Below are 22,686 nucleotides of genomic sequence, written 5' to 3'. Positions count from 1 at the left end.
TCGATGACGCGCCCGCTTCCCGCCGCGACCACGCTCGCACGCCCCGTCCGGCCATCACGTCTGTGCCTCGCCGTGGCGCAGGTCTGCATCGTGCTGGGGATGCCGACCGCGGCCGGCAACGCCCAGGCCGGCGGCGGCGCGACCGCGTCCGTGGCGTCCGCACAAACGGCCATCCGCGCGGGCGAACGCCTCAGCGACTGGCTGCTGCGCAACCCGCCCGGCGCTGGCGACGACCCCGCTGCACTCGCCTGGCAAGTGCCAAGCGCCCGCCAGGCCCAGGCGGAGCTCAAGCAGGCCTTGCTCGCCCAGCTGTGGTCTGCACGTGACCTGCAGGCCGACGAGACCACCCGCCAGCGCCTCGCCGACTGGCTGCGCAGCCTGCCCGTCACCGGCCGCGTGCCGCTGGCGATCGTCGACGCACGCTGGCTGCAGGCCAATCCGGACCAGGATCCGATCCTCGCCCCCGGCCACGCGCTCGTGCTGCCACAGCGCCCCGGAACCGTCACCTTGCTCGCCGACGACGGCCGCCCTTGTGCTGTCGCGCACCGGCCCGGCACCCAGGCCCGCGGCTACCTGCAGGCCTGCATCGGCGAAGCGGCCAGCGAGGCCGACATGGCCTGGATCGTGCAACCAGATGGTCGCGTGCAGCGGTTCGGAATCGCCACATGGAACGCCGAACCGCAATCGGAACCGGCTCCCGGCGCCTGGATCTGGGCGCCGCGCCGTAGCGCCGCCTGGCCCGAGGATTTCTCCGACCGCCTCGCCACCTTCCTGGCGACGCAGTCCCCCACGCCGATCGCGGCTCGCGCCGCTCCTACACAAACCACCACGCCGCTCGCGGCTCACGCCGCTCCTGCACAAACCGGCACGCTTGCTACCGCCCCCGTAGGAGCGACGCCAGTCGCGATCCCGCCGTCGGACCCCACGCCCGCCGCCGGTGCGCACGACGAGCGCCCGATCGCGGCTCACGCCGCTCCTACAGAAACCACCGCGCCGGCCACCCCTCCCGTAGGAGCGACGCAAGTCGCGATCTCCCCGTCGGATCCCGTCGTGGCCCGGCCAGGGGTATATACCGCCAACGACTGGGGCTTCATCGGCCTGCTGCAAACCCCCACCGCGCGCATGTCGCCGGCGGGCGAGCTTCGCTTCCACCTCAGCCGCGTCGAGCCCTACACCCGCGGCAGCGTGGTGGCGCAGCCCTTCGACTGGCTGGAGGCCGGCTTCCGCTATACCTCGGTCAGCAACCGCCTCTACGGCCCCGAAATCGCCGGCAGCCAGAGCTACAAAGACAAGAGCATCGACTTCAAGCTGCGCCTGGCGCAGGAAACCGCCCACACCCCCGCGCTCGCCATCGGCATGACCGACATCGGCGGCACCGGCCTGTTTTCGGGCGAATACCTCGTCGCCAGCAAGCGCAGCGGAGATTTCGACTGGTCGCTCGGCCTCGGCTGGGGCTACGTCGGCAACGCGGGGAGGGTGAAGAACCCCTTCACCTGGTTCGACGACAGCTTCGCCGAGCGCGAGGAGGGTGCCGGAGGCGGCTCTGGCGGCGAGTTCAGCGCGAGCAACTACTTCAAGGGCCGAACCTCTTTCTTCGGCGGCGTCCAGTACGCCCCCTCCGACGACTGGGTCCTCAAGCTCGAATACGACGGCAACGACTACCAGAACGAGCCCCAGGGCAACAACCAGAAGCACGACAGCCCCTTCAACCTCGGCGTCGTCTATCGCTACGCCTCCGGCCTCGATCTCACCGCCGGCCTCGAGCGCGGCAACACGCTGATGCTGGGCCTCACGCTGCACGGTAGCCTGGCCGACCTCACCGTGCCCAAGCTGCTCGACCCCAGCTACCCCCGGCCGCTCTCCACCTACCCCGCCGGTCCCACCGACTGGGCGCGCATGAGCGCCGAGTTCGCCGAGCAGACGCGCTGGCCGGTGCGCGAGGTGCGCCGCCAGGGCACCGACCTGCAGCTCGTCGTCGAAGAGCCCTACACCATCTACCTGCGCGACCGCATCGACCGCGCCGTCGCTGTGCTGCACCTCCACGCCCCCGCCGACGTCCGCCGCTTCGTGCTCAGCTTCCACGAACGCGGCATGCCGCTCACCGACTGGGTCGTGCTGCGCGACGAATGGGTGGCCCGGCAGACCCGCTATCGCGCCCATGCCGAGCAGTTCGAGGCCGTGGTCGCCGCCGAGCACTGGCCCGCGCACAGCCAGGAAAAGCTCTGGGCCGGCCCCGCCGAACGCTTCAGCACCGGGCTCGAGCCCAGCTACAGCCAGAGCCTGGGCGGCCCGGACGGCTTCATCCTGTTCCAGCTCGGCATCACCGCGCCCACCGAGCTGCGCCTCGCCGACGACACCTGGCTGTCCGGCCGCGCCAACCTGGGCCTCGTCGACAACTACGACAAGTTCGAGTACGACGGCCCCAGCAACCTGCCGCGCGTGCGCACCGACATCCGCAAGTACGTCACCGAGTCGGATCTCACCCTGCCCACGCTGCAGCTCAACCACGTGCGCGCGCTCGGCACCAACCAGTACGCCAGCCTCTACGGCGGCTACCTCGAGCCGATGTTCGCCGGCATCGGCGGCGAATGGCTCTACCGCCCGTGGAACAGCCACTTCGCCTTCGGCCTCGACCTCAACCACGTGCGCCAGCGCGAGTTCGACCAGCACTTCGGCCTGCGCGACTACGACGTCACCACCGGCCACGCCACCCTGTACTGGCACACCGGCTGGCAGAACACCCTGGTCAAGCTCAGCGCCGGTCAGTACCTCGCTGGCGATCGCGGCGTCACCGTGGACATCGCGCGCCAGTTCGACAACGGTGTCAAGATGGGCGTCTTCGCCACCAAGACGGACGTATCGGCCGAGGAGTTCGGCGAGGGCAGCTTCGACAAGGGCATCTACCTCAGCATCCCCTTCGACGCCATGCTGCCCTTCTCCAGTGCACGCACGGCCGACATCATCTGGCGCCCGCTCACCCGCGACGGCGGCGCCATGCTGTCGCGCACGCTCAGCCTCTTCGACCTCACCCGCCTGCGCGACCGCCGTGTCGGCCGCTACGCCCCCGCGGGCTCGCAGGCCTGGCTGGCACTGGACGACGACCGCGAGGACGGCCGCTCGATCTGGGGCGAGCTCGGCCACACCGGTGGCTGGCTGGCCGACAAGATCTTCTCGCCCGAGGCCGTCCGCCCCCTGCTGCTCGGCGCCGGGCTCACCGGCCTCTCGGCCACGCTCGACCGCCCCCTCGCCGACTGGGCCGACGAGCACCAGGGCGGCACCTGGGACACGCTCGGCGAGGCCGCCAGCCTCATCCCCTTCGGCCTCGCCGCGGGCGCCGGCGCGCTGTGGATGGGCCTGGCCGACGACGCGGCAAGCGACACCGCGCGCACCAGCCTGCTCGCCGCCGGCTGGACGCTCGGCGCCCAGCTCGCCACCAAGTACGCGGTCAACCGCGCCCGCCCCGAAGCCGGCCTCGGCCCACACGAATTCCGCGGCCCCGGCAACGGCGGTTCGGATTCCAGCTTTCCCTCGATTCACATGGGCGTAGCATTCGCACTCGCCACCCCGTTTGCACAAAAGTATGATGCGCCGTGGCTGTATGGCCTCGCCGCCGCCACCGGCTTCGGTCGCATCCAGGAACGCCAGCATTTCTTCTCGGACGTGGTCGCCGGCAGCCTGATGGGCTACGGCATCGCGTCACTGCTGGTGGATGAGCAGCGCACCCGCAACGGGCCGGCGATCACCCTCGGGGCCGATCGCAGCCTGCAGGCGCACTGGAAGTTTTGAACCGACATGTGCTTCCCTCTTCAAACCTCTATACCGATTGTCCTTACGTAAAATGCAGTCTCTTTCAAACATCAACCTGGCCATCATCGGCCTAGGCTACGTCGGCTTGCCGCTCGCCGTCGAATTCGCCAAACAGCGCGAGGTCCTCGGCTTCGACATCAACCGGGCTCGCATCGACGCCCTACGCGCCGGGCACGACAGCACGCTCGAGGTCACTGACGAAGAGATGCGCGAAGCCAAGGGCCTGCGCTACTCCGCCGATCCGCACGAACTCGCCGCCTGCAACCTCTTCATTGTCACGGTCCCTACCCCGATCGACGAGCACAAGCGCCCCGATCTGACGCCCTTGATCAAGGCCAGCGAGACCATCGGCAAAGTGCTGAAGAAGGGCGACATCGTCATCTACGAATCCACGGTCTACCCCGGCGCCACTGAGGAAGACTGCGTCCCGGTGCTGGAGAAGTTTTCCGGCCTCAAATTCAACGTCGACTTCTACGCCGGCTACAGCCCCGAGCGCATCAACCCAGGCGACAAGGAACATCGCGTCTCCACCATCAAGAAGGTGACCTCCGGCTCCACCCCCGAGGTGGCCGAGGTGATCGACCAGCTTTACCGCAGCATCATCGTCGCTGGGACCCACAAAGCCAAAAGCATCCGTATCGCCGAAGCCGCCAAGGTCATCGAGAACACCCAGCGCGACCTCAACATCGCGCTAATGAACGAGCTTTCGGTGCTCTTCGCCCGCCTGGATATCGACACCTTGGCCGTGCTTGAAGCCGCCGGCACCAAGTGGAATTTCCTCCCGTTCCGCCCCGGCCTGGTTGGCGGCCACTGCATCGGCGTCGATCCATACTACCTGACCGACAAGGCCGAGAAGGTCGGCTACATCCCGCAGGTCATCCTCGCCGGGCGTCGCATCAACGACAACATGGGCCGCTACGTCGCCCGCACCACCATCAAGAAGATGGTGCAGAACAAGATCGACCTCTCCAGCGCAACCGTCGGCGTGCTGGGCCTGACCTTCAAGGAAAACTGCCCCGACATCCGCAACAGCAAGGTCATCGACATCATTCGCGAGTTCCAGGACTTTGGCATCCGCGTCGTCGCGACCGACCCCTATGCGGACCCTGCCGAGCTCGCGCACGAATACCCGGGTGTCGAAATCGGCATTGTCGATGCGGACCATCCTGTGGACGCGCTGGTCGCCGCAGTGGCCCATCGGGAGTACGCCACCCTGTCCTCGGGTGATATCAAGGACCTGCTGAAGTCGCCCGGCGCTGTCGTAGCCGACGTCAAAGGTCTGTTCGACCCGGATCAACTCAAGCAAGCCGGCATCTGCGCCTGGAGACTATGACATGCATTTCGCCCCCGCCATCACCGACCGCAAGATCCGCTTCGCCCTCGTCGGCTGCGGTCGCATCGCGCAGAACCACTTCGCCGCGATGGAAAAGCACGCCGACCGCTGCGAGCTGGTCGACGTCTGCGACACCAACCCCGCCGCGCTGCAGGCCGCCGTCGCCAAGACCGGCGCGCAGGGCCACGCCAGGCTCGCCGACCTGCTCGCCGCCACCACGGCCGACTGCGTCATCCTCACCACCCCCAGCGGTCTGCACCCCGCGCAGGCGATCCAGATCGCCGAAGCCGGCAAGCACGTGATGACCGAGAAGCCCATGGCCACCCGCTGGCAGGACGGCCTCAAGATGGTCGAGGCCTGCGACAAGGCCGGCGTGCGCCTCTTCGTGGTCAAGCAGAACCGCCGCAACGCCACGCTGCAGCTGCTCAAGCGCGCCGTCGAGCAAAAGCGCTTCGGCAAGATCTACGCGGTGTCGGTCAATGTCTTCTGGACTCGCCCGCAGGAGTACTACGACAGCGCCAAGTGGCGCGGCACCTGGGAATTCGACGGCGGCGCCTTCATGAACCAGGCCAGCCACTACATCGACCTGCTCGACTGGCTCATCGGCCCGGTCGAGTCGGTCATGGCCTACACCGGCACCCTCGAGCGCGACATCGAGGTCGAAGACTCCGGCGTCGCCGCCATCCGCTGGCGCAGCGGCGCCATGGGCACGCTCAACGTCAGCATGCTCACCTACCCCAAGAACCTCGAAGGCAGCATCACCATCCTGGGCGAGAAGGGCACGGTGCGCGTCGGCGGCGTCGCGGTGAACGAGATCCAGCACTGGGAATTCGCCGAGCAGCGCCCCGAGGATGAAGACATCAAGCAGGCCAGCTACGCCACCACCAGCGTCTATGGCTTCGGCCATCCGCTGTATTACGACAACGTGATCCAGACCCTGCGCGGCGAGGCCGAGGCCGAGACCGACGGCCGCGAAGGCCTGAAGAGTCTCGAATTGCTCATCGCCATGTACCTATCGTCGCGCGACGGCAAACGCGTGGCCCTGCCGCTGGAGTACTGAGCCATGGAGGTGGCGGTGGTCGGGGCCGGCATCGTGGGGGCGTGCACCGCCTGGGCGCTCGCGCGCCAAGGCGCCGAGGTCACGCTCTACGAGCGCGGGCAGCCCATGGGCGAGACCAGCCGCGCCTCGTCCAAGCTGCTGCACGGCGGCCTGCGCTACCTCGAGACCGGCCAGTTCCGCCTCGTCGGCAAGGCGCTGCACGCCCGCACCGACTGGCTGGAGCTCGCCCCCCACCTGTGCCACCGGCTCGAGATGCTGCTACCCATGTACCGCGACAAGGGCCGCTCGCAGTTCACCATTTCGGCCGGCATCCGCATCTACGACGTGCTGGCCATGGGCAGCGGCTTTCCGCGTGCGCGCGCGCTCAAGCCCTCCGAGGTGCTCGCCCTGCAGCCCGGCCTGTCGCCCGACGGCCTGGTCGGGGCGTGGGCCTTCTTCGATGCGCAGATGGACGACCACGCCCTCGGCAACTGGGTGATCGAGCAGTTCCGCCAGCTCGGCGGCGAGCTGGTCACCGATTTCGAGGTCCGCGACCTCGCCGTGCTCGACGGCTTCGACCGCATCGTCAACGCTACCGGCCCCTGGGCCATGCAGTTGCGCGAGACCGCGCCCGGCAAGCCGAGCTACACCCTCGACTGGGTGCGCGGCAGCCACATCGTGCTCGACCGTGTCTGCCCCGCGGCGATGCTGCTCGAGGTGCCCGGCTCCAGCCGCATCTTCTTCGTGCTGCCGTACAAGGGCCGCACGCTCATCGGCACCACCGAGGTGCGCCAGTCCGGCCCCAACAACCCCGGCCCGAGCGAGGACGAGATCCGCTACCTGCTCGACGCCCACAACCACTACCTGGCCCCCGCCGCCATGCGCTGCGACGTGGTCGAGGCCTTCTCGGGCGTGCGGCCGCTGCTGCGCAGCGCCGACAACCCCTCCGAAGCCACCCGCGAATGGGCCTTCGAACGCACCGGCAACGTGCTCCACATCTACGGCGGCAAATGGACCACCGCCAAGCTCCAGGGCGACGAAGCCGCCAACAGGATCCTGCAATGACCGAGAACACCCCCCACACCTCGTACACCGTCCACCCCAGCGCCATCGTCGACGACGGCGCCCAGATCGGCGAAGGCTCGCGCGTGTGGCACTTCGCCCACGTCTGCGGCGGCGCCCGCATCGGCAAGGGCGTCTCGCTCGGCCAGAACGTCTTCGTCGGCAATAAGGTCGTCATCGGGGACAAATGCAAAATCCAGAACAACGTCTCGGTGTACGACAACGTCACCCTCGAAGAAGGCGTTTTCTGCGGCCCCAGCATGGTGTTCACCAACGTCTACAACCCGCGCTCGCTCATCGAGCGCAAGAGCGAATACCGCGACACCTTGGTCAAGCGCGGCGCCACCTTGGGCGCCAACTGCACCATCGTCTGCGGCACCACTATTGGCGAATTCGCCTTCGTCGGCGCCGGCGCCGTCATCAACAAGGACGTCAAGCCCTACGCCCTCATGGTCGGCGTGCCCGCCCGCCAGGTCGGCTGGATGAGCGAATACGGCGAACAGATCCCGCTGCCGGTGAAAGGCAAGGGCGAATACATCTGCCCGCACACCGGCCAACAATATCGACTCAACGACCAAATCCTGGAGCGCATCAGCAAATGAGCATCCCCTTCATCGACCTCAAGGCGCAGTACCGCGCACTGCAACCGCAGATCCAGGCCCGCATCAATGCGGTGCTGGAGCACGGCCAATACATCATGGGGCCGGAAGTGCGCGAACTCGAAGAGCGCCTCGAGGCCTACACCGGTGCAAAGCATTGCATCACCGTCGCCAGCGGCACCGAGGCACTCCTGATCAGCCTGATGGCTCTGGGTATTGGCCCGGGAGACGAAGTCATCACGACTCCGTTCACCTTCGTGGCCACCGCAGAGGTCATCGTCCTGCTTGGTGCCAAGCCAGTCTTCGTCGACATCGAGCCCGACACCTGCAACATCGATGCGAACCTGATCGAAGCTGCAATCACCCCGCGCACTAAGGCCATCATGCCGGTCAGCCTTTACGGCCAGCCCGCGGACATGGACAAGATCAACGCCATCGCCGCACGCCACGGCAACATCCCGGTGATCGAAGACGCCGCGCAGAGCTTCGGGGCCGAGTACAAGGGACGCAAGAGCTGCAACCTGTCCTCCATCGGCTGCACTAGCTTCTTCCCGAGCAAACCGCTGGGCTGTTATGGCGACGGCGGTGCGGTCTTTACCAACGACGACGCCATCGCACAGGCCTGCCGCGAGATCCGCGTTCACGGCCAAAGCAAGCGCTATGTGCACACCCGCGTCGGCGTTGGTGGGCGCATGGATACGCTGCAATGCGCGATCGTACTCGCAAAGCTGGAGCGATTCGATTGGGAAATCGCACAGCGGCTGGAGATCGGTGCGCGATATAACCGACTACTCGACGAAATCGGTTTCAAACGCGTAATCCAGCGTCCCGACTGTACTTCGGTATACGGCCAGTTCACGGTGCTCTGCGAAGACAGGGAAGCGGTTCAGTCGTCATTCCAGAAAGCGGGCATCCCGACGGCGGTGCACTACCCAGTTCCGCTGAACGAACAGCCGGCCTACAAGCATCTCTGCTGTCCGGATTGCACGCCGATTGCCAAAGAAACAGCAAAGAAGGTTATGAGCTTGCCGATGAGTGCAGACCTTACTAATGAAGCCCAACTGCGAATTATCACTCAGTTATCAACTGATCCAATCCCAGCCAGCGTAGAAAACACGTAAGCTGTGATAATTTTTAACTACCCAGCAAACACCACAGGGGTTTGGGCCTTGGCGGTCTATCGCTATCTCTGCCACCCCGTTGCGCCCTCGACATTTAATCTCGATGCAGCACCACTTACTACTGAACAATCGGAGCGTCAGCGGTGAGTACGTTCTGGAGGAACGTGGGCTCCGTCCTAACCGGAACGGTATTGGCCCAGATCGTTCCACTAGTAGGCTCTCTGGTTCTCGCCCGGCAGTATGCGCCAACCGAGTTCGGCATCTTTTCTGCTTGGCTCGGCATCGTCCTATTGCTGGGTGTTGTGCTCACCGGCCGATTCGAAACCGCCCTTGCCATCGTACCCGACGGAGAACCTCGTCGACTCGCAGCTCTGTCCACGCTCGCTACCACCTTGCTGGCCGCATGCGTAGCGGCGGTCGTTTGTGGCATCAGCGTTCAACTCGTGCCGACTATTGCGGATCATTTTTCGCCTTCAATGGTGATTCTTCTGGTTCCGACCGCCCTTGCTATTGCAGTTGCCCAAACCTGGCAATCATGGGCTGCGGCCGAGGGTCGATATCGGCAACTCTCAGCCATGCGGATTACACAAGCGGCTGCGGTGACGGGCGGTCAAGTCACGATCGGGACCCTCAATCCGTCCGCCACTTCGCTCGCCCTTGCTCACGTGGCTGGAGTGATCGTCGGCTTGGCACTATCCATCTATCTGATGCCACCCGGCGTTTTTCCGCGCAATCAGGCCAAGCAAACGGTCCTCAACTTCTGGCGCCAACACCATCGTTTCCCGACGCTTTCTCTGCCGGCCGATGCAATCAATACCGCGGCCGCCCAACTCCCTGTTCTGCTCGTTGCGGGTCGCTTCGGCGCCGATATTGCCGGGTTGCTTGCGATGACGATGCGCATCTTGGGTGCGCCGATCGCGTTGCTCGGAAAATCCGTACTCGACGTTTTCAAGCGCCATGCGGCTAAAAGTTATCGCGAACGCGGGGAATGCCGTGCAGACTACGTCCGCACGTTCCGTGTCCTCGCGATTGCCTCTCTCGGGTTCTGTGTGGTCATGGCAAGTATAAGCGAGCCATTCTTTGCACTGGCCTTCGGAGAGAATTGGCGCGGATCCGGAACGATCGCTGTATGGCTTCTCCCCCTCTTCGCACTGCGCTTTATTGCAAGCCCCTTGAGCTACATGGTCTACATTGCCGGTAAGCAACATGTCGATCTCGTATGGCAGATCGCCCTTTTCGCGATGACGATCGCCGCCCTAAACATCCCCCACGTCCACGACATCGCCCTGCAGACGTACAGCGCCGGTTACAGCTTGCTTTACGTGATTTACCTCGCAATGTCCTATCGATTCAGTCTCGGAAACCGTAGATGATCGCAATCATCGATTACAACATCGGCAACATCGCTGCTGTTGCCAATATGCTGCGTCGAATTGGTGTGTCGTGCAGAATCACGGCCGACCCGTCCGAGGTTGCGGCCGCGGCACGAATCATCCTGCCGGGCAACGGGTCTTTCGATGCGTGCATGCGCAACCTCCGCGCGAGCGGTTTAGTCCCCGTACTGGAGAATAGGGTCCTGAACGAAGGAGTGCCTCTGCTAGGGATCTGCGTAGGCGCCCAAATGCTGGGCACCGAGAGTGAAGAAGGGCAGGAACGCGGACTCGGCTGGCTCGACATGCGGGTACGTCGCTTCCCGGACCTGTCAGGCCTGAAAGTACCCCACATGGGCTGGAACCAGGTGACGCTAATGCAGCCCCACAACCACCTTACACAGGGGATGACGGAAGACACCCGTTTCTACTTCGTTCACAGCTACTTCATGGAGCCCACCAATCGCGGCGACGTGCTTCTGCAAGCAAGCTATGGCATCGAATTCGCCGCAGGCGTCTGCCGCGGCAACATCGCGGGCGTCCAGTTTCATCCTGAAAAGAGCCATCGGTTTGGCAAGCAACTGCTTATGGCATTTGGAAAGGGTGAGTGAATGTACCGCGCACGTGTGATCCCCTGCCTACTGATCCGGGGCAATGGTCTCGTCAAAACACGCAAGTTCAAGGATCCGGTTTATATTGGCGATCCAGTCAATGCGATGCGCATCTTCAGCGAGAAGGAGGTCGACGAGATCGTTGTGCTCGATATCACCGCGTCGCGCGAAGGGCGCGAGCCCAACTATGAGTTGATTGAGGAGATGGCTGGCGAAGCCTTCATGCCCATGGCTTACGGGGGCGGAATCCGGACCCTCGATCAAGTCCGCCGGCTCATTCGGTGCGGTATCGAGAAGGTCGTGATCAACACTGCCGCAACGGAATCCACGGCTGTATTGCGCGCTGCCGCTGCCGAATTCGGCAACCAGGCGGTCGTTGGAGCAGTGGATGTCCGGAAGCCGCTGATCGGCCGCTATCGCGTGCTAAGCAAATCTGCAACAGTCGAGACAAAACTCGACGTTCACGAGCACATTAGAAATCTGGTCCGCTCGGGTGCTGGTGAGATTCTGCTTAACAGCGTGGATCGCGATGGAATGATGAATGGCTACGATCTCGAGTTGATCCGAATCGTCACGCGGATGGTCAACGTACCAGTCGTCGCATGTGGGGGCGCCGGAACCCTGGAACATCTCTCGCAGGGGATTCGAGATGGCGGAGCTTCAGCCGTCGCCGCCGGCAGCATGTTCGTGTTCCATGGAAAACATCGTGCAGTATTACTCAGCTACTTGAAGCCCTCTGAGTTGCGCGACTATTTCTCGTGAGCGTCATGGATTTAGCCACCGACTCGAAGCCCCTACAGGCTCGCACCGGGCAAGTGCCGCGGGCGGGGACGATTCATCCCGTATTCGCATTCTTTGCATGCGCAGCCGTGCTCTTGCCTGCTCACCCATCGCTTCAGTCCGTTTTCCTCGCTTATGGAATACCAGCCCCATTCGTTTCCGCGGCTTTTTCCGTATCTCTTCTGTACTTCCCAGTAACGCGGAGAATACTCACACGAAGAAACCTCGGCGCTCTACTCTTATTCCTAGTTTATATATCTTGGCTGCTAGCGCGCGCGACGTTATCACCTGCGCTTGGACTGCCAAACTTCATCGCATCAGTGCGAGGAACTACGGCTCTGGTTCCCCTTGCCCTTCTATGCGCCGCAATTGCGTCCCAAAATCCGCAATTCGCCACCAGAACGATTTTTGTTTTTAGCTTGGCTTCAATAACGCACTTTTGCGTTATTGCCATTTCTGGCGGAACGCTCAGCACGCCATCGGAACTCCGTTCACTCTCGGCCGACCCAGAAAGCCAGAACTATCAATCAACATCTTTTTATTTTGGCCTAGCCGCCGTAGCCATGGCTTCCATCGCATTTCGCGCTCGGGGCCCATGGGCAATTTTTGCCACTTTAGGAGCGCTTTTTATTACTGCGTTGATGGGAGTAGTGGGCGGGCGCGCCGCACTCATCGCACTAATCGCAAGTGCCATGTGGATCGCGGCAACGTTATCCTTTCGCAGCCTGATTCGAAAAGCGATCTTTGCATCCCTGGCATTGACGTTTGTTCTTTTCGGCGCATTTCTAAGTGACCTTCTCGACTTCGAAGAAATACTGAATCGAATTATTGTAATTGACCGCCTTTTGGCTTTAACGGAAGAAGGGGATTCATCCCAGCGCATTCGGCTATTTGGGGCTGCACTTTCGATGTGGCTTGACTCACCAAGGAATTTCCTGTTTGGCGGCGGAATCGGCGCGTTTCCCAATTTTATCGGCGAGTCAAACGAAGGCTGGTACCCACACAATTTTATTCTGGAGAGTCTAGCAGAGGGGGGGCTAATCGCCGGCGTACTCATCCTTCTCATCGGGCTGCATTTAACCAGAGAGTTCGCAAAGCTTCACTCAACCCACACAGCAGTTGAGGACGTCATTCTCGGGGCGCTAGCTTTCTACGCCACTATAGCGTATCAATTCATCGGTGGGCTCCAGACACTTTGGATGCCGACCTTCTTTGTTGCCCTCTTCCTCTTCAGAAGTTCTCAAAGCAAAACATGAGCCAAGCAATCCATCAATCCTGTGCCCGATGCGTGATGGACACTTCGGACCCCGAGATTACTTTCGACGAAAACGGGGTGTGCAATCATTGCATCGAGTTCGAGACCGTCACCCGAAAGAACTGGTTTCCCGACGAGGAAGGCCGAGCACGCTGGGCTGCGATCGTTGAGCAGATCAGGATAGCAGGAACGGGCAAGGAGTACGACTGCATCCTCGGCCTGAGCGGGGGCGTCGACAGCTCCTTTCTCGCGATCAAAGTTCACGAGTGGGGTCTGCGCCCTCTCGTGGTCCACGTCGACGCTGGCTGGAACAGCGAGCTCGCCGTCGCAAACATTGAGGCACTGGTCAAGCACTGCAATTACGACCTGCACACTCACGTAGTTGATTGGGAAGATATGCGGGACCTGCATCTTGCCTATCTGCGCGCAGGAGTCGCCAACCAAGACGTTCCTCAAGACCACATATTTTTCGCGAGCCTCTACCACTTCGCAACGAGCAATGGAATTCGCTATATCCTTTCCGGCGGGAATCTCGCAACAGAGGGTATTTTCCCTAGATCGTGGCACGGCAGTGCAATGGATGCGATCAATCTCAAGGCCATACACAGCAAGTATGGCGAGCGTCCGCTACGGCAATACAAGACGATCAGCTTCTTTGAGTACTACGTCTGGTATCCGTTCGTGAAGAAGATGCGCACAGTGCGCCCTTTGAATTACATGCTGTATGACAAAGCGAAAGCCCTCGAGGAGTTGGAGCGCACCGTCGGATACAAGCCGTATGCGCGCAAGCATGGCGAGTCCCTTTTCACTAAACTCTTCCAGAATTACTACTTGCCTCAGAAGTTCGGATACGACAAACGTAAACCTCACCTGTCAAGTCTCATCGTCTCGGGCCAGATGACGCGGAACGAAGCCCTGGAAAAGCTTGCAGAGCCACTCTATGAACCTGATGAACTCGAGATCGATATTGCCTACTTCTGCAAGAAACTGCGCATTTCACGAGCACAGTTTGACGAGCTGATTAAAACACCAATCCATCATCACACCGACTTCCCAACCTGGGACGGACGATACCGGCTTCTGAAGCGAGCCCAGGATATATTTGCGAGGATTACCGGCCGGCAGATTAGAGTTTATTCGTGATTTGCCCTAGATTGCTTATGACCCATACAAGCGATCAAGGCGTTTTACCTTTGAAAGAGCCAATGAGAATCTGTCACTTAACTTCGGTCCACTCCCGTTTCGACACTCGGATCTTTCTCAAGGAGTGCCGGTCCCTGGCCAACGCTGGTTACCAGGTCTTCTTGGTTGTTGCCGATGGGAAGGGCGATGAACTCCGTGATGACGTAGACATCAACGACGTTGGAACATCGTCAGGGCGACTCGATAGAGTTCGCAACATCACTAGACGGGTGCTCGCAAGGGCAATCGAGATCGATGCCTCCATATATCACTTCCACGACCCGGAGCTCATCCCGGCCGGACTGAAACTGAAACGTTTAGGCAAGCGGGTGATCTTCGATTCGCATGAAGATGTCCCGCAACAACTCTTAGGAAAGCCTTATTTGAACAAGATTTCCAGGAGAATTCTTGCGCATGCAATGACCGCTTATGAGACATGGTCCTGTCGTCAGTTCGACGCCATTGTTGCCGCAACACCCTTTATCCGGGACAAATTCCTGAGGATTAACAACCGCGCCGTCGATATCAACAATTTTCCGCTGCTAGGCGAATTGGCCTCTCCCGAATGGGAAGCTGAAGCACGAACGAAAGTCTGCTATGTGGGCGGGATCGCCGCAAATCGTGGGGCCAGGGAGATCGTCCGTGCCATGGAGTCAGTGCAGTCAAATGTGAGGCTCGAATTGGCCGGCAGATTCTCGGAACCGACTCTGGGCCTAGAAGTTCGACAGTACGCCGGCTGGCGCCGCGTCGACGAACTGGGATTCCTCAATCGGGATGGCGTCCGCAGTGTCCTCGGGCGCTCATTCGCAGGATTGGTGACCCTTCATCCACTAACAAATTATTTGGACTCGTTGCCAATTAAGATGTTCGAATACATGAGCGCTGGCATCCCGGTCATCGCATCGAGCTTTCCGCTATGGAAGGAGATCATACGGAAGAACGACTGCGGCGTGTGCGTCGACCCGATGGATCCGCAAAGCATAGCGCAAGCAATTAATCACCTATTCCTGAACAAGGATCAGGCTAAAATTATGGGTGAGAATGGGCGCCAGGCTGTGCTCGAACGATACAACTGGGGTGTCGAGGAAAAGAAATTGCTTAGCCTCTACGGAACGATCGCGAACATACATTTTTGACATGACAATCTTAACTATCATTGGGGCTCGCCCACAGTTCATTAAGGCTGCGGTGGTCTCCCGCACTCTTGGAGCGAAGGGTGTCAATGAAATGCTTGTACACACTGGGCAGCATTACGACGCGAACATGTCAGACATTTTTTTCGATGAGCTTGAGATTTCGCCCCCGGAGCATCACCTCAGAATTGGCGGCGGTACGCACGGCCAGAATACGGGGCGCATGATTGAAGCCATCGAGAAAGTCCTCCTTGATACAAGGCCTGACTGGGTACTTGTCTACGGAGACACTGACTCGACGCTGGCAGGAGCAGTCGCAGCGGTAAAGCTCCACATCCCTGTCGCGCATGTTGAGGCAGGCCTTCGTTCGTTTAATCGCCGGATGCCCGAAGAGATCAACCGCGTTCTCACCGACCACGCAGCCAGTCTGTTGTTTGCGCCTACCGAGACTGCGGTTGAACACCTTTCCCGCGAGGGTATCTCCGGCGCTAGCGTTCATATGGTCGGCGATGTGATGTACGACGCCGCGTTGTTCTATGGCGAAAAGGCGGAGCGCACAAGCTCGATCCTGGTGCGCTTGAATCTTGCACTTGGGCAATACGCGCTGGCGACGATTCATCGGGCTGAGAATACGGACAACCGTCAGAGGCTTGCAGCCATTCTCGAGGGTTTCTCTGGATTTGATTCAGAGATCGTTCTTCCGCTACACCCTAGGACCCGGGGGCGGCTTGCCACGCTGGGCCTTGCGCTGCCTGGTAACGTACGCGCCATCGACCCGGTTGGCTATCTCGATATGGTGATGCTTGAGAAGAGTGCAGCGCTGATTGCAACCGACTCTGGCGGGGTACAGAAAGAGGCCTTCTTCTATCGCGTGCCGTGCGTGACGTTGAGAGACGAAACCGAATGGTCAGAGCTTGTAGCTGGTGGCTGGAACCGTTTAGCCCCGCCGACCTGCGGGAGCGACATCTCACTTGCGATGAAAGAAGCGCTAGGGAGCAAAGGACTCGAAATCAGCCCGTACGGAGACGGAAACGCCGCGTCGCGTATCGCGGACAGTCTGATTGGGGGCGTTGGCACGTGAAGAACGTCTGGATTCTTAACCACTACGCGCAGGAGCCAGGTGGTGCCGGCGGTACGCGGCATTACAGCCTTGCACGTCATCTTCTCAAACATGGTTGGCAGTCATCCGTGATCGCGGCAAGCGTCGAGCTCAACACAGGGCGCCAGCGGCTTGCAGATGGCGAACGCACGCGTATTTCGGATTTCGATGGAATCCCGTTTCTTTGGGTCCGCACTCCACAATACGAGGGTAACGGTGGCGGGCGAATGGGGAATATGCTGACCTATGCCGCACGTGTACTGCTTCCCGGTGTCACGAAGGGGCTGGAGAGACCAGACGTGATCGTCGGCTCGAGCGTACATCCATTCGCTGCGTGGTCAGGTTCCGTCTTGGCTAGGCGGCTTCGGGTTCCATTCGTTTTCGAAGTCAGGGATCTCTGGCCCCAGACCCTGGTCGATCTCGGCCGGCTGCAGGAGCAGAACCTGATTACTAAGGTTTTGCGCAAGCTCGAGAAGTGGCTTTACGTTCGGGCGGACCGTATCGTCGTCCTTCTGCCACAGGCGGACGAGTACATCGTCCCGCTAGGAGTACCGAAGCGCAAGATAGTGTGGATACCAAACGGGGTTGAACTCGAGGGTTATCCGGAGCCCACGCAACCACTGATCCATGACGGTTTCACACTGATGTACTTTGGCGCCCACGGGCAGGCCAACGGGCTTGATTGTGTTCTAAGAGCAATGGCCGAACTCCAGGAGCGACCGGACATGCGTCACGTGCGGCTGCGCATGATTGGCGATGGCCCACTCAAACCTTCACTGCTCAAGTTGGCCGAGGAACTCCAACTGCGCAATGTGGAATTCGCAGACCCAGTGCCGAAACGCGAGATTCCCGCTGTGGCCGCCGAGGCCGACGCGTTCGTGTTCAACCTGATCGATGCTCCTGTGTTCCAGTACGGCATCAGCTCGAACAAACTTTTCGATTTCCTCGCGGGTGCCCGGCCAATCATTTTCTGCTGCAAGTCATCAAATAATCCCGTGGCAGACGCACATGCGGGCATCACGGTACTGCCCGGCGATCCCCTCGCGCTCTCGCAGGCTATCGCAACGCTTGCGACCATGCCGGCTGGCGACCGCAATGAGATGGGGCGAGCAGGCAGAGCCTACGTCGAGCGGAACCACAGCTTTGACTCGCTCGCGGCCCGGTTTGCGGCAATGTTGAAAGAACTGGTCGCTGAATATCGATGAAACGATTGTTCGACATTTTTGTGTCGGCGGTCGCTCTGTTGCTGTTGGCTCCGTTGATGCTCTTCGTTGGGTGGATGACCCGTCGCAAACTCGGCTCCCCCGTCCTCTTCCGCCAGACCCGCCCCGGCCTGCATGGCAAGCCCTTCCAGATGATCAAGTTCCGCACCATGCGCGACGCCATCGGCCCGGACGGCCAGCCGCTGCCCGACTCCGAGCGCATGACGCCCTTCGGCAGCTTTCTGCGTTCGGCCAGCCTGGACGAGCTGCCCGAGCTGTGGAACGTGCTCAAGGGCGATATGAGCCTGGTGGGGCCGCGTCCGCTGCTGATGGAATACCTGCCGCTGTATTCGCCTGAGCAGGCGCGTCGCCATGCGGTGCGTCCGGGGGTGACGGGCTGGGCGCAGATCAACGGGCGCAATGCGCTGAGCTGGGAAGAGAAGTTTCGCCTGGACGTGTGGTACGTGGACAACCGGTCGTTCTGGCTGGACCTGAAGATCCTGGCGCTGACGGTGAAGAAGGTGTTCGTGCGCGAGGGGATTAGTGCGGCGGGGGAGGCGACGATGGCGAAGTTCACCGGATCTCCGCGAGAGGGACTTTGATGGACGACGCGCTGTACTGCGTGTTTGGGGCGAGCGGCTGTGGGCGCGGGATCATGCCGCTGGCGCGCGCTAAGCTCGAGCGCTGTAGCGTCCCGCTCGATCGGCTGGTGTTTGTAGATGACGCGGCGCAGCCAGGGCAGGAGGTGAACGGATATCGGGTGCTGACCTGGGCGGACTTTCTGGCCGAGCCTGCGAAGGCTCGATTTGCTGCGTTGGCGATCGCGAGTAGTGCAGTACGCGAGAAGCTTGCGGCGCGGCTGGAGGCGGACGGCGTGGCGCCTTGGTCGGTCGCTGCCTGGAACGTGGTGGTGATGGACGAAGTAGACCTGGGAGAAGGCGCGCTGCTGAGCCCCTTCGTGACCCTGACCTCGAACATCCGCATCGGGCGTTTCTTCCACGCCAATTTGTATAGCTACGTCGAGCACGATTGCGTGATCGGCGATTTCGTGACCTTTGCACCGGCCGTGAAGTGCAACGGCAACATCGTCATCGAGGACCACGCCTACATCGGCGCCGGCGCCGTGATCAAGCAGGGTAAGCCCGGCCAGCCCCTGGTGATCGGCCGCGGCGCGGTGGTGGGCATGGGCGCGGTGGTGACGAAGAACGTCCCCCCCGGGGCGACGGTGGTCGGCAACCCCGCGCGGGTGATGGCCAAGGCCGGTTGAAGTTTTGGTAGGAGCGGCGCAAGCCGCGAATGGGCGGTTGTGCCGGCGCCGGCGGTCGGTGGGTGGTGCGACGCCGTATTCGCGCCTTGCGGCGCTCCCACGGGGAGCGGGGAGCGTTCGCGCCTTGCGGCGCTCCTACAGGGGACATTTTTGTCGTGGGTGCGTGCGACGTGGATATTTTTTTAGAACGGGCGATTTTCGATGCTGAACACTCCTTTTAGCCCCTGGCCTTCCTTCACCACCGAAGAGGCCGACGCGGTGCGCGACGTGCTGCTGTCGAACAAGGTGAATTACTGGACGGGCACCGAGTGCCGCGAGTTCGAGAAGGAATACGCCGCCTGGGCAGGCACGCGCTACGCGGTGGCGCTGGCCAACGGCACGCTGGCGCTGGACGTGGCGCTGCACGCGCTGGGCATCGGCCCGGGCGACGAGGTGGTGGTGACGCCGCGCACCTTCATCGCGAGCGTTTCGTGCGTGGTCAATGCGGGGGCGACGCCGGTGTTTGCGGACGTTGACCCGGACAGCGGCAACCTTTCGGCCGAGACCATCGCGCGCGTGCTGACGCCGCGCACGCGGGCGGTGATCTGCGTGCATCTGGCGGGCTGGCCGTGCGACATGGACCCGATCATGGCGCTGGCCGAACAGCATGGGCTGAAGGTGATCGAGGACTGCGCGCAGGCGCACGGGGCGCGCTACAAGGGGCGCAGCGTGGGCTCGATCGGGCACGTGGGGGCGTGGTCCTTCTGTCAGGACAAGATCATGACCACCGGCGGCGAGGGCGGGATGGTGACGACGAACGACGAGGCGCTGTGGCGCGACATGTGGTCGTTCAAGGACCACGGCAAGAGCTACGCGGCGGTGTACGAGCGCGAGCATCCGCCGGGCTTCCGCTGGCTGCACGAGGGCTTCGGCACCAACTGGCGCATGCTCGAAATGCAGGCGGCGGTGGGGCGCATCCAGTTGCGCCGCATGGCGGCGTGGCATGAGGAACGCCTTCGCAATGCTTCGCGGATCTGGGCTGCGGCGAGCGACCTGCTCGGCCTGCGGGTTCCCCCCCTGCCTGCCCACTGCGAACACGCTGCGTACAAGTGCTACGTATATGTCGAACCCGAACGGCTGCGCGAGGGTTGGGATCGCGACCGTATCGTCGCCACGATCAACGCGGCAGGCGTACCCTGCTACCAAGGCTCATGCTCGGAGGTCTATCTCGAAAAGGCCTTCGACGGTAGCTCGTGGAGGCCTGCGGAGCGCCTGCCGGTGACACGAAGGCTGGGCGACACCAGCTTGATGTTCCTGGTTCATCCTGGCCTGACGGACAGCCAGATCGCGCTGACATGTGATGCGCTGGTGCAAACGATGAATCAGGCAAGTGCTTGAGGATATGAAGGAATGTCCGTAGTGAACCTGACCGCGCGGTCCATGCTGGTCTTCCTGTTCGACCTCGCAGCCGTTGGCGTTGCATGGCTGGGGGGGCTCCTCATCCGCTTCAACTTCGAATGGCCGATGGGGTATGGCGGAAAGCTGTTTGTCGACCTGCTGATCCTGATGGCGATCCACGCGCTCGCCTGCCGCTGGGCTGGCCTCTACCGCGGCATGTGGATCTTCGCCAGTCTCCCCGACCTGAAGCGCGTACTGCGTGCGGTCGGGGTCTCGACCGTGGCGCTGATGGCCCTGCTGGCACTCGATCATGGCCCTGGGCCCATCATTCCCGGTCGATGATCGTGCTGTATCCGCTATTGCTGCTGATCGTCATGGGTGGTGGACGCGCTGCCTGGCGGATGTGGAAGGAACACCGCACGTTCGGTGATCTGCGTGCAGCAGGGAAACCGGTGGTAGTCGTGGGCGCGGGCTCGGGCGGCGCGATGCTGGTGCGAGAACTGGAACGTAGCCCCGACTGGCGAGTGGTGGCGCTGGTCGATGACGATCCGGCGAAGTGGGGATTGGAGCTCAATGGCCACCCGGTCGCAGGAGCGATCGAGGTGTTGCCGGATGTGCTGCTGAACTACAAGGCGCACCATGTGATCCTTGCCATGCCTTCGGCTGCCACGGAAACGCGCAAGCGTGCAGCCGATCTGGCTGTGCGCGCCGGCGCCCACGTCTTCACCGTCCCCGGCATCGACGACCTGATGAGCGGCAAGGTGGCCATCAACGCCATGCGCCCGGTCGACATCGAGGACCTGCTCGGCCGCGAGCCGGTGAAGATCGACTCGGCGCACGTGCAGGCCATGATCACCGGGAAGACCGTGCTGATCACGGGCGCGGGCGGTTCGATCGGTAGCGAGCTGTGCAGGCAGCTCGCGCGCTTCGCTCCTGCCCGCCTGGTGCTGTTCGAGGCGAGCGAGTTCGCGCTGTACAACATCGAGCAGTGGTTCCGCGTACACAAGCCCGAAACGGCGATCGTGCCGCTCGCTGGCGATGTAAAGGACGCGGCGCGCCTGGAGGAGGTGTTCGCGGAATGGAAGCCGCAGGTCGTCTTCCATGCGGCAGCCTACAAGCACGTGCCGCTGATGGAGGTGGGCAATGCCTGGCAGGCGGTGCGCAACAACGTGCTCGGCACCCTGATGGTGGCCGCGCACGCACAACGCGTGGGCGCGGAGCGCTTCGTGCTGATCTCCACCGACAAGGCGGTGAACCCCACCAACGTGATGGGCGCAACCAAGCGCCTCGCCGAGATGGCCTGCGAGGCCTTGAGCCAGCTCCGCGGCGAAGGCACACAGCTCGAGATGGTGCGCTTCGGCAACGTGCTCGGCAGCACCGGCAGCGTGATCCCGAAGTTCGCCGAGCAGATCGCCCGCGGCGGGCCGGTGACGGTGACGCACCCCGAGATCAACCGCTACTTCATGTCCATCCCCGAGGCGGCGCAGCTCGTGCTGCAGGCCGCTGCCATGGGCCAGGGCGGCGAGGTCTTCGTGCTCGACATGGGCGAGCCCGTGAAGATCGTCGACCTGGCGCGCAACATGATCCGGCTCTCGGGCTACAGCGAGGACGAGATCCGCATCGAGTTTTCCGGGCTGCGGCCGGGGGAGAAGCTGTACGAGGAGCTGCTGGCCGATGCCGAGGAGACGCGCGAGACGCCGCATCCGAAGCTGCGCATCGCACGTTCGCGACCGGTGCCAGAGACCTTCCTCGACGAGCTCACCCAGTGGCTATCGCAGCCGGGACCGGTGAGCGACGACGAGGTGCGAGCGGGACTGAAGCGCTGGGTGCCGGAGTATGAGCCGGCGCGGCATTGATTCGAATAGCGTGCAGCAGCCGGGATACACTTCGTGCTCGCAGCAATAGCAGCGAACAATGCTGATTGAGGAGACAGGGTGCCGACGATCTTGAGGGTTGAGGGCTATCGACTGTACTTCTACAGCCACGAACCCGGAGAGCCTCCTCATGTCCATATCGACAAAGGGTCTGCAACTGCGAAGGTCTGGCTGCACGATGCGTCGGTTGTGAGAAGCTCAGGTTTCACGGCCCAGGAGTTGGGCAAACTGCAACGCCTTGTGCGCAGTGAACAAGTCGTGTTGAAAGGAGCATGGGATGCATTCTTTGGCTCATGACACCGACGTTCGGGTGATGAACGTGAGGGTGGATGAAACTCGGCTAGAGGTCGACCTCATGGACGGTCGCACGATCGCGGTACCGCTGGCGTGGTACCCACGGCTTGCGAACGCAACGGCCGACCAGCGCAGCCACTGGGAATTGGCCGGAGGCGGGTACGGCATCCACTGGCCGATGATCGATGAGGATTTGAGCACGGAAGGCTTGCTGCGCGGCGCACGGGCGCCGCAATAGTTGTGGCGATCTCTACCGGGCCAGAAGAAATCGGGGTCTGACC

The 22,686-nt window shown here is 62.2% G+C and carries 21 protein-coding genes; all 21 read left to right on the top strand.

The features are described 5' to 3' along the window. The first annotated feature begins 3 nt into the window (after positions 1-3). Positions 4-3,786 (top strand): YjbH domain-containing protein, encoded by a 3,783-nt coding sequence (locus PO78_RS15135; protein ID WP_043744947.1) that lies wholly within the window; start codon positions 4-6, stop codon positions 3,784-3,786. Between the two features lie 52 nt (positions 3,787-3,838). Then, a complete protein-coding gene (locus PO78_RS15130) occupies positions 3,839-5,140 on the top strand; it encodes a nucleotide sugar dehydrogenase (protein WP_043744944.1) in 1,302 nt (433 codons plus the stop codon). Between the two features lies 1 nt (position 5,141). Further along, entirely contained in the window at positions 5,142-6,200 is a 1,059-nt protein-coding gene (locus PO78_RS15125) for a Gfo/Idh/MocA family protein (RefSeq protein ID WP_043744941.1), read from the top strand. A 3-nt stretch (positions 6,201-6,203) separates the two neighbouring features. After that, entirely contained in the window at positions 6,204-7,244 is a 1,041-nt protein-coding gene (locus PO78_RS15120) for a glycerol-3-phosphate dehydrogenase/oxidase (protein ID WP_043744938.1), read from the top strand. Continuing rightward, entirely contained in the window at positions 7,241-7,843 is a 603-nt protein-coding gene (locus tag PO78_RS15115) for an acyltransferase (RefSeq protein ID WP_043744935.1), read from the top strand. The genes PO78_RS15120 and PO78_RS15115 overlap by 4 nt, the downstream gene beginning before the upstream one ends. Next, on the top strand, positions 7,840-8,961 hold the full coding sequence (locus PO78_RS15110) for a DegT/DnrJ/EryC1/StrS family aminotransferase (RefSeq protein WP_082047813.1): 1,122 nt from the start codon (positions 7,840-7,842) through the stop codon (positions 8,959-8,961). The genes PO78_RS15115 and PO78_RS15110 overlap by 4 nt, the downstream gene beginning before the upstream one ends. A gap of 191 nt (positions 8,962-9,152) precedes the next feature. Beyond that, positions 9,153-10,334, top strand: a complete 1,182-nt coding sequence (locus PO78_RS22420; RefSeq protein WP_197068789.1) for a lipopolysaccharide biosynthesis protein — start codon at positions 9,153-9,155, stop codon at positions 10,332-10,334. Beyond that, positions 10,331-10,942: an imidazole glycerol phosphate synthase subunit HisH gene (gene hisH, locus PO78_RS15100; protein WP_043744931.1), complete on the top strand. Its 612-nt coding sequence runs from the start codon at positions 10,331-10,333 to the stop codon at positions 10,940-10,942. The genes PO78_RS22420 and hisH overlap by 4 nt, the downstream gene beginning before the upstream one ends. Continuing rightward, a complete protein-coding gene (locus PO78_RS15095; protein ID WP_043744928.1) occupies positions 10,943-11,704 on the top strand; it encodes an AglZ/HisF2 family acetamidino modification protein in 762 nt (253 codons plus the stop codon). 581 nt (positions 11,705-12,285) lie between these two features. After that, positions 12,286-12,978, top strand: a complete 693-nt coding sequence (locus PO78_RS15090) for an O-antigen ligase family protein (RefSeq protein ID WP_156147826.1) — start codon at positions 12,286-12,288, stop codon at positions 12,976-12,978. Further along, positions 12,975-14,120: an N-acetyl sugar amidotransferase gene (locus PO78_RS15085; RefSeq protein WP_043744922.1), complete on the top strand. Its 1,146-nt coding sequence runs from the start codon at positions 12,975-12,977 to the stop codon at positions 14,118-14,120. The genes PO78_RS15090 and PO78_RS15085 overlap by 4 nt, the downstream gene beginning before the upstream one ends. A 17-nt stretch (positions 14,121-14,137) precedes the next feature. After that, positions 14,138-15,295, top strand: coding sequence for a glycosyltransferase family 4 protein (locus PO78_RS15080; RefSeq protein WP_231570735.1), 1,158 nt, complete (start codon positions 14,138-14,140; stop codon positions 15,293-15,295). Continuing rightward, the gene (wecB, locus tag PO78_RS15075; RefSeq protein WP_331454286.1) at positions 15,201-16,373 is read left to right on the top strand and encodes a non-hydrolyzing UDP-N-acetylglucosamine 2-epimerase; all 1,173 of its coding nucleotides are present in this window, start codon (positions 15,201-15,203) and stop codon (positions 16,371-16,373) included. Before PO78_RS15080 ends, wecB begins: the two co-directional genes overlap by 95 nt. Next, on the top strand, positions 16,370-17,596 hold the full coding sequence (locus PO78_RS15070) for a glycosyltransferase family 4 protein (RefSeq protein ID WP_043744913.1): 1,227 nt from the start codon (positions 16,370-16,372) through the stop codon (positions 17,594-17,596). The genes wecB and PO78_RS15070 overlap by 4 nt, the downstream gene beginning before the upstream one ends. Then, complete coding sequence (locus PO78_RS15065) at positions 17,593-18,195, top strand: sugar transferase (RefSeq protein WP_043744910.1); 603 nt, start codon at positions 17,593-17,595, stop codon at positions 18,193-18,195. The genes PO78_RS15070 and PO78_RS15065 overlap by 4 nt, the downstream gene beginning before the upstream one ends. Beyond that, a complete protein-coding gene (locus tag PO78_RS15060; protein ID WP_043744908.1) occupies positions 18,195-18,860 on the top strand; it encodes an acetyltransferase in 666 nt (221 codons plus the stop codon). Before PO78_RS15065 ends, PO78_RS15060 begins: the two co-directional genes overlap by 1 nt. A 201-nt stretch (positions 18,861-19,061) precedes the next feature. After that, positions 19,062-20,237 carry a DegT/DnrJ/EryC1/StrS family aminotransferase gene (locus PO78_RS15055; protein WP_043744905.1) on the top strand — a complete coding sequence of 392 codons (1,176 nt, stop codon included), beginning with the start codon at positions 19,062-19,064 and terminating at the stop codon, positions 20,235-20,237. 12 nt (positions 20,238-20,249) lie between these two features. Continuing rightward, a complete protein-coding gene (locus tag PO78_RS23445) occupies positions 20,250-20,579 on the top strand; it encodes a hypothetical protein (RefSeq protein WP_231570734.1) in 330 nt (109 codons plus the stop codon). Next, complete coding sequence (locus PO78_RS15050) at positions 20,576-22,093, top strand: polysaccharide biosynthesis protein (RefSeq protein WP_231570733.1); 1,518 nt, start codon at positions 20,576-20,578, stop codon at positions 22,091-22,093. The genes PO78_RS23445 and PO78_RS15050 overlap by 4 nt, the downstream gene beginning before the upstream one ends. 78 nt (positions 22,094-22,171) lie before the next feature. Beyond that, the gene (locus PO78_RS23565; RefSeq protein ID WP_082047809.1) at positions 22,172-22,408 is read left to right on the top strand and encodes a DUF4160 domain-containing protein; all 237 of its coding nucleotides are present in this window, start codon (positions 22,172-22,174) and stop codon (positions 22,406-22,408) included. Next, a complete protein-coding gene (locus PO78_RS15045) occupies positions 22,389-22,643 on the top strand; it encodes a DUF2442 domain-containing protein (RefSeq protein ID WP_004356838.1) in 255 nt (84 codons plus the stop codon). Before PO78_RS23565 ends, PO78_RS15045 begins: the two co-directional genes overlap by 20 nt. Positions 22,644-22,686 lie beyond the last annotated feature (43 nt).

The organism is Thauera sp. SWB20 (assembly GCF_000831325.1).
GTDB lineage: Bacteria > Pseudomonadota > Gammaproteobacteria > Burkholderiales > Rhodocyclaceae > Thauera > Thauera aminoaromatica.
Note: the sequence above shows the minus strand (reverse complement) of the source record. Positions and strands in the feature narration are given on the sequence as shown.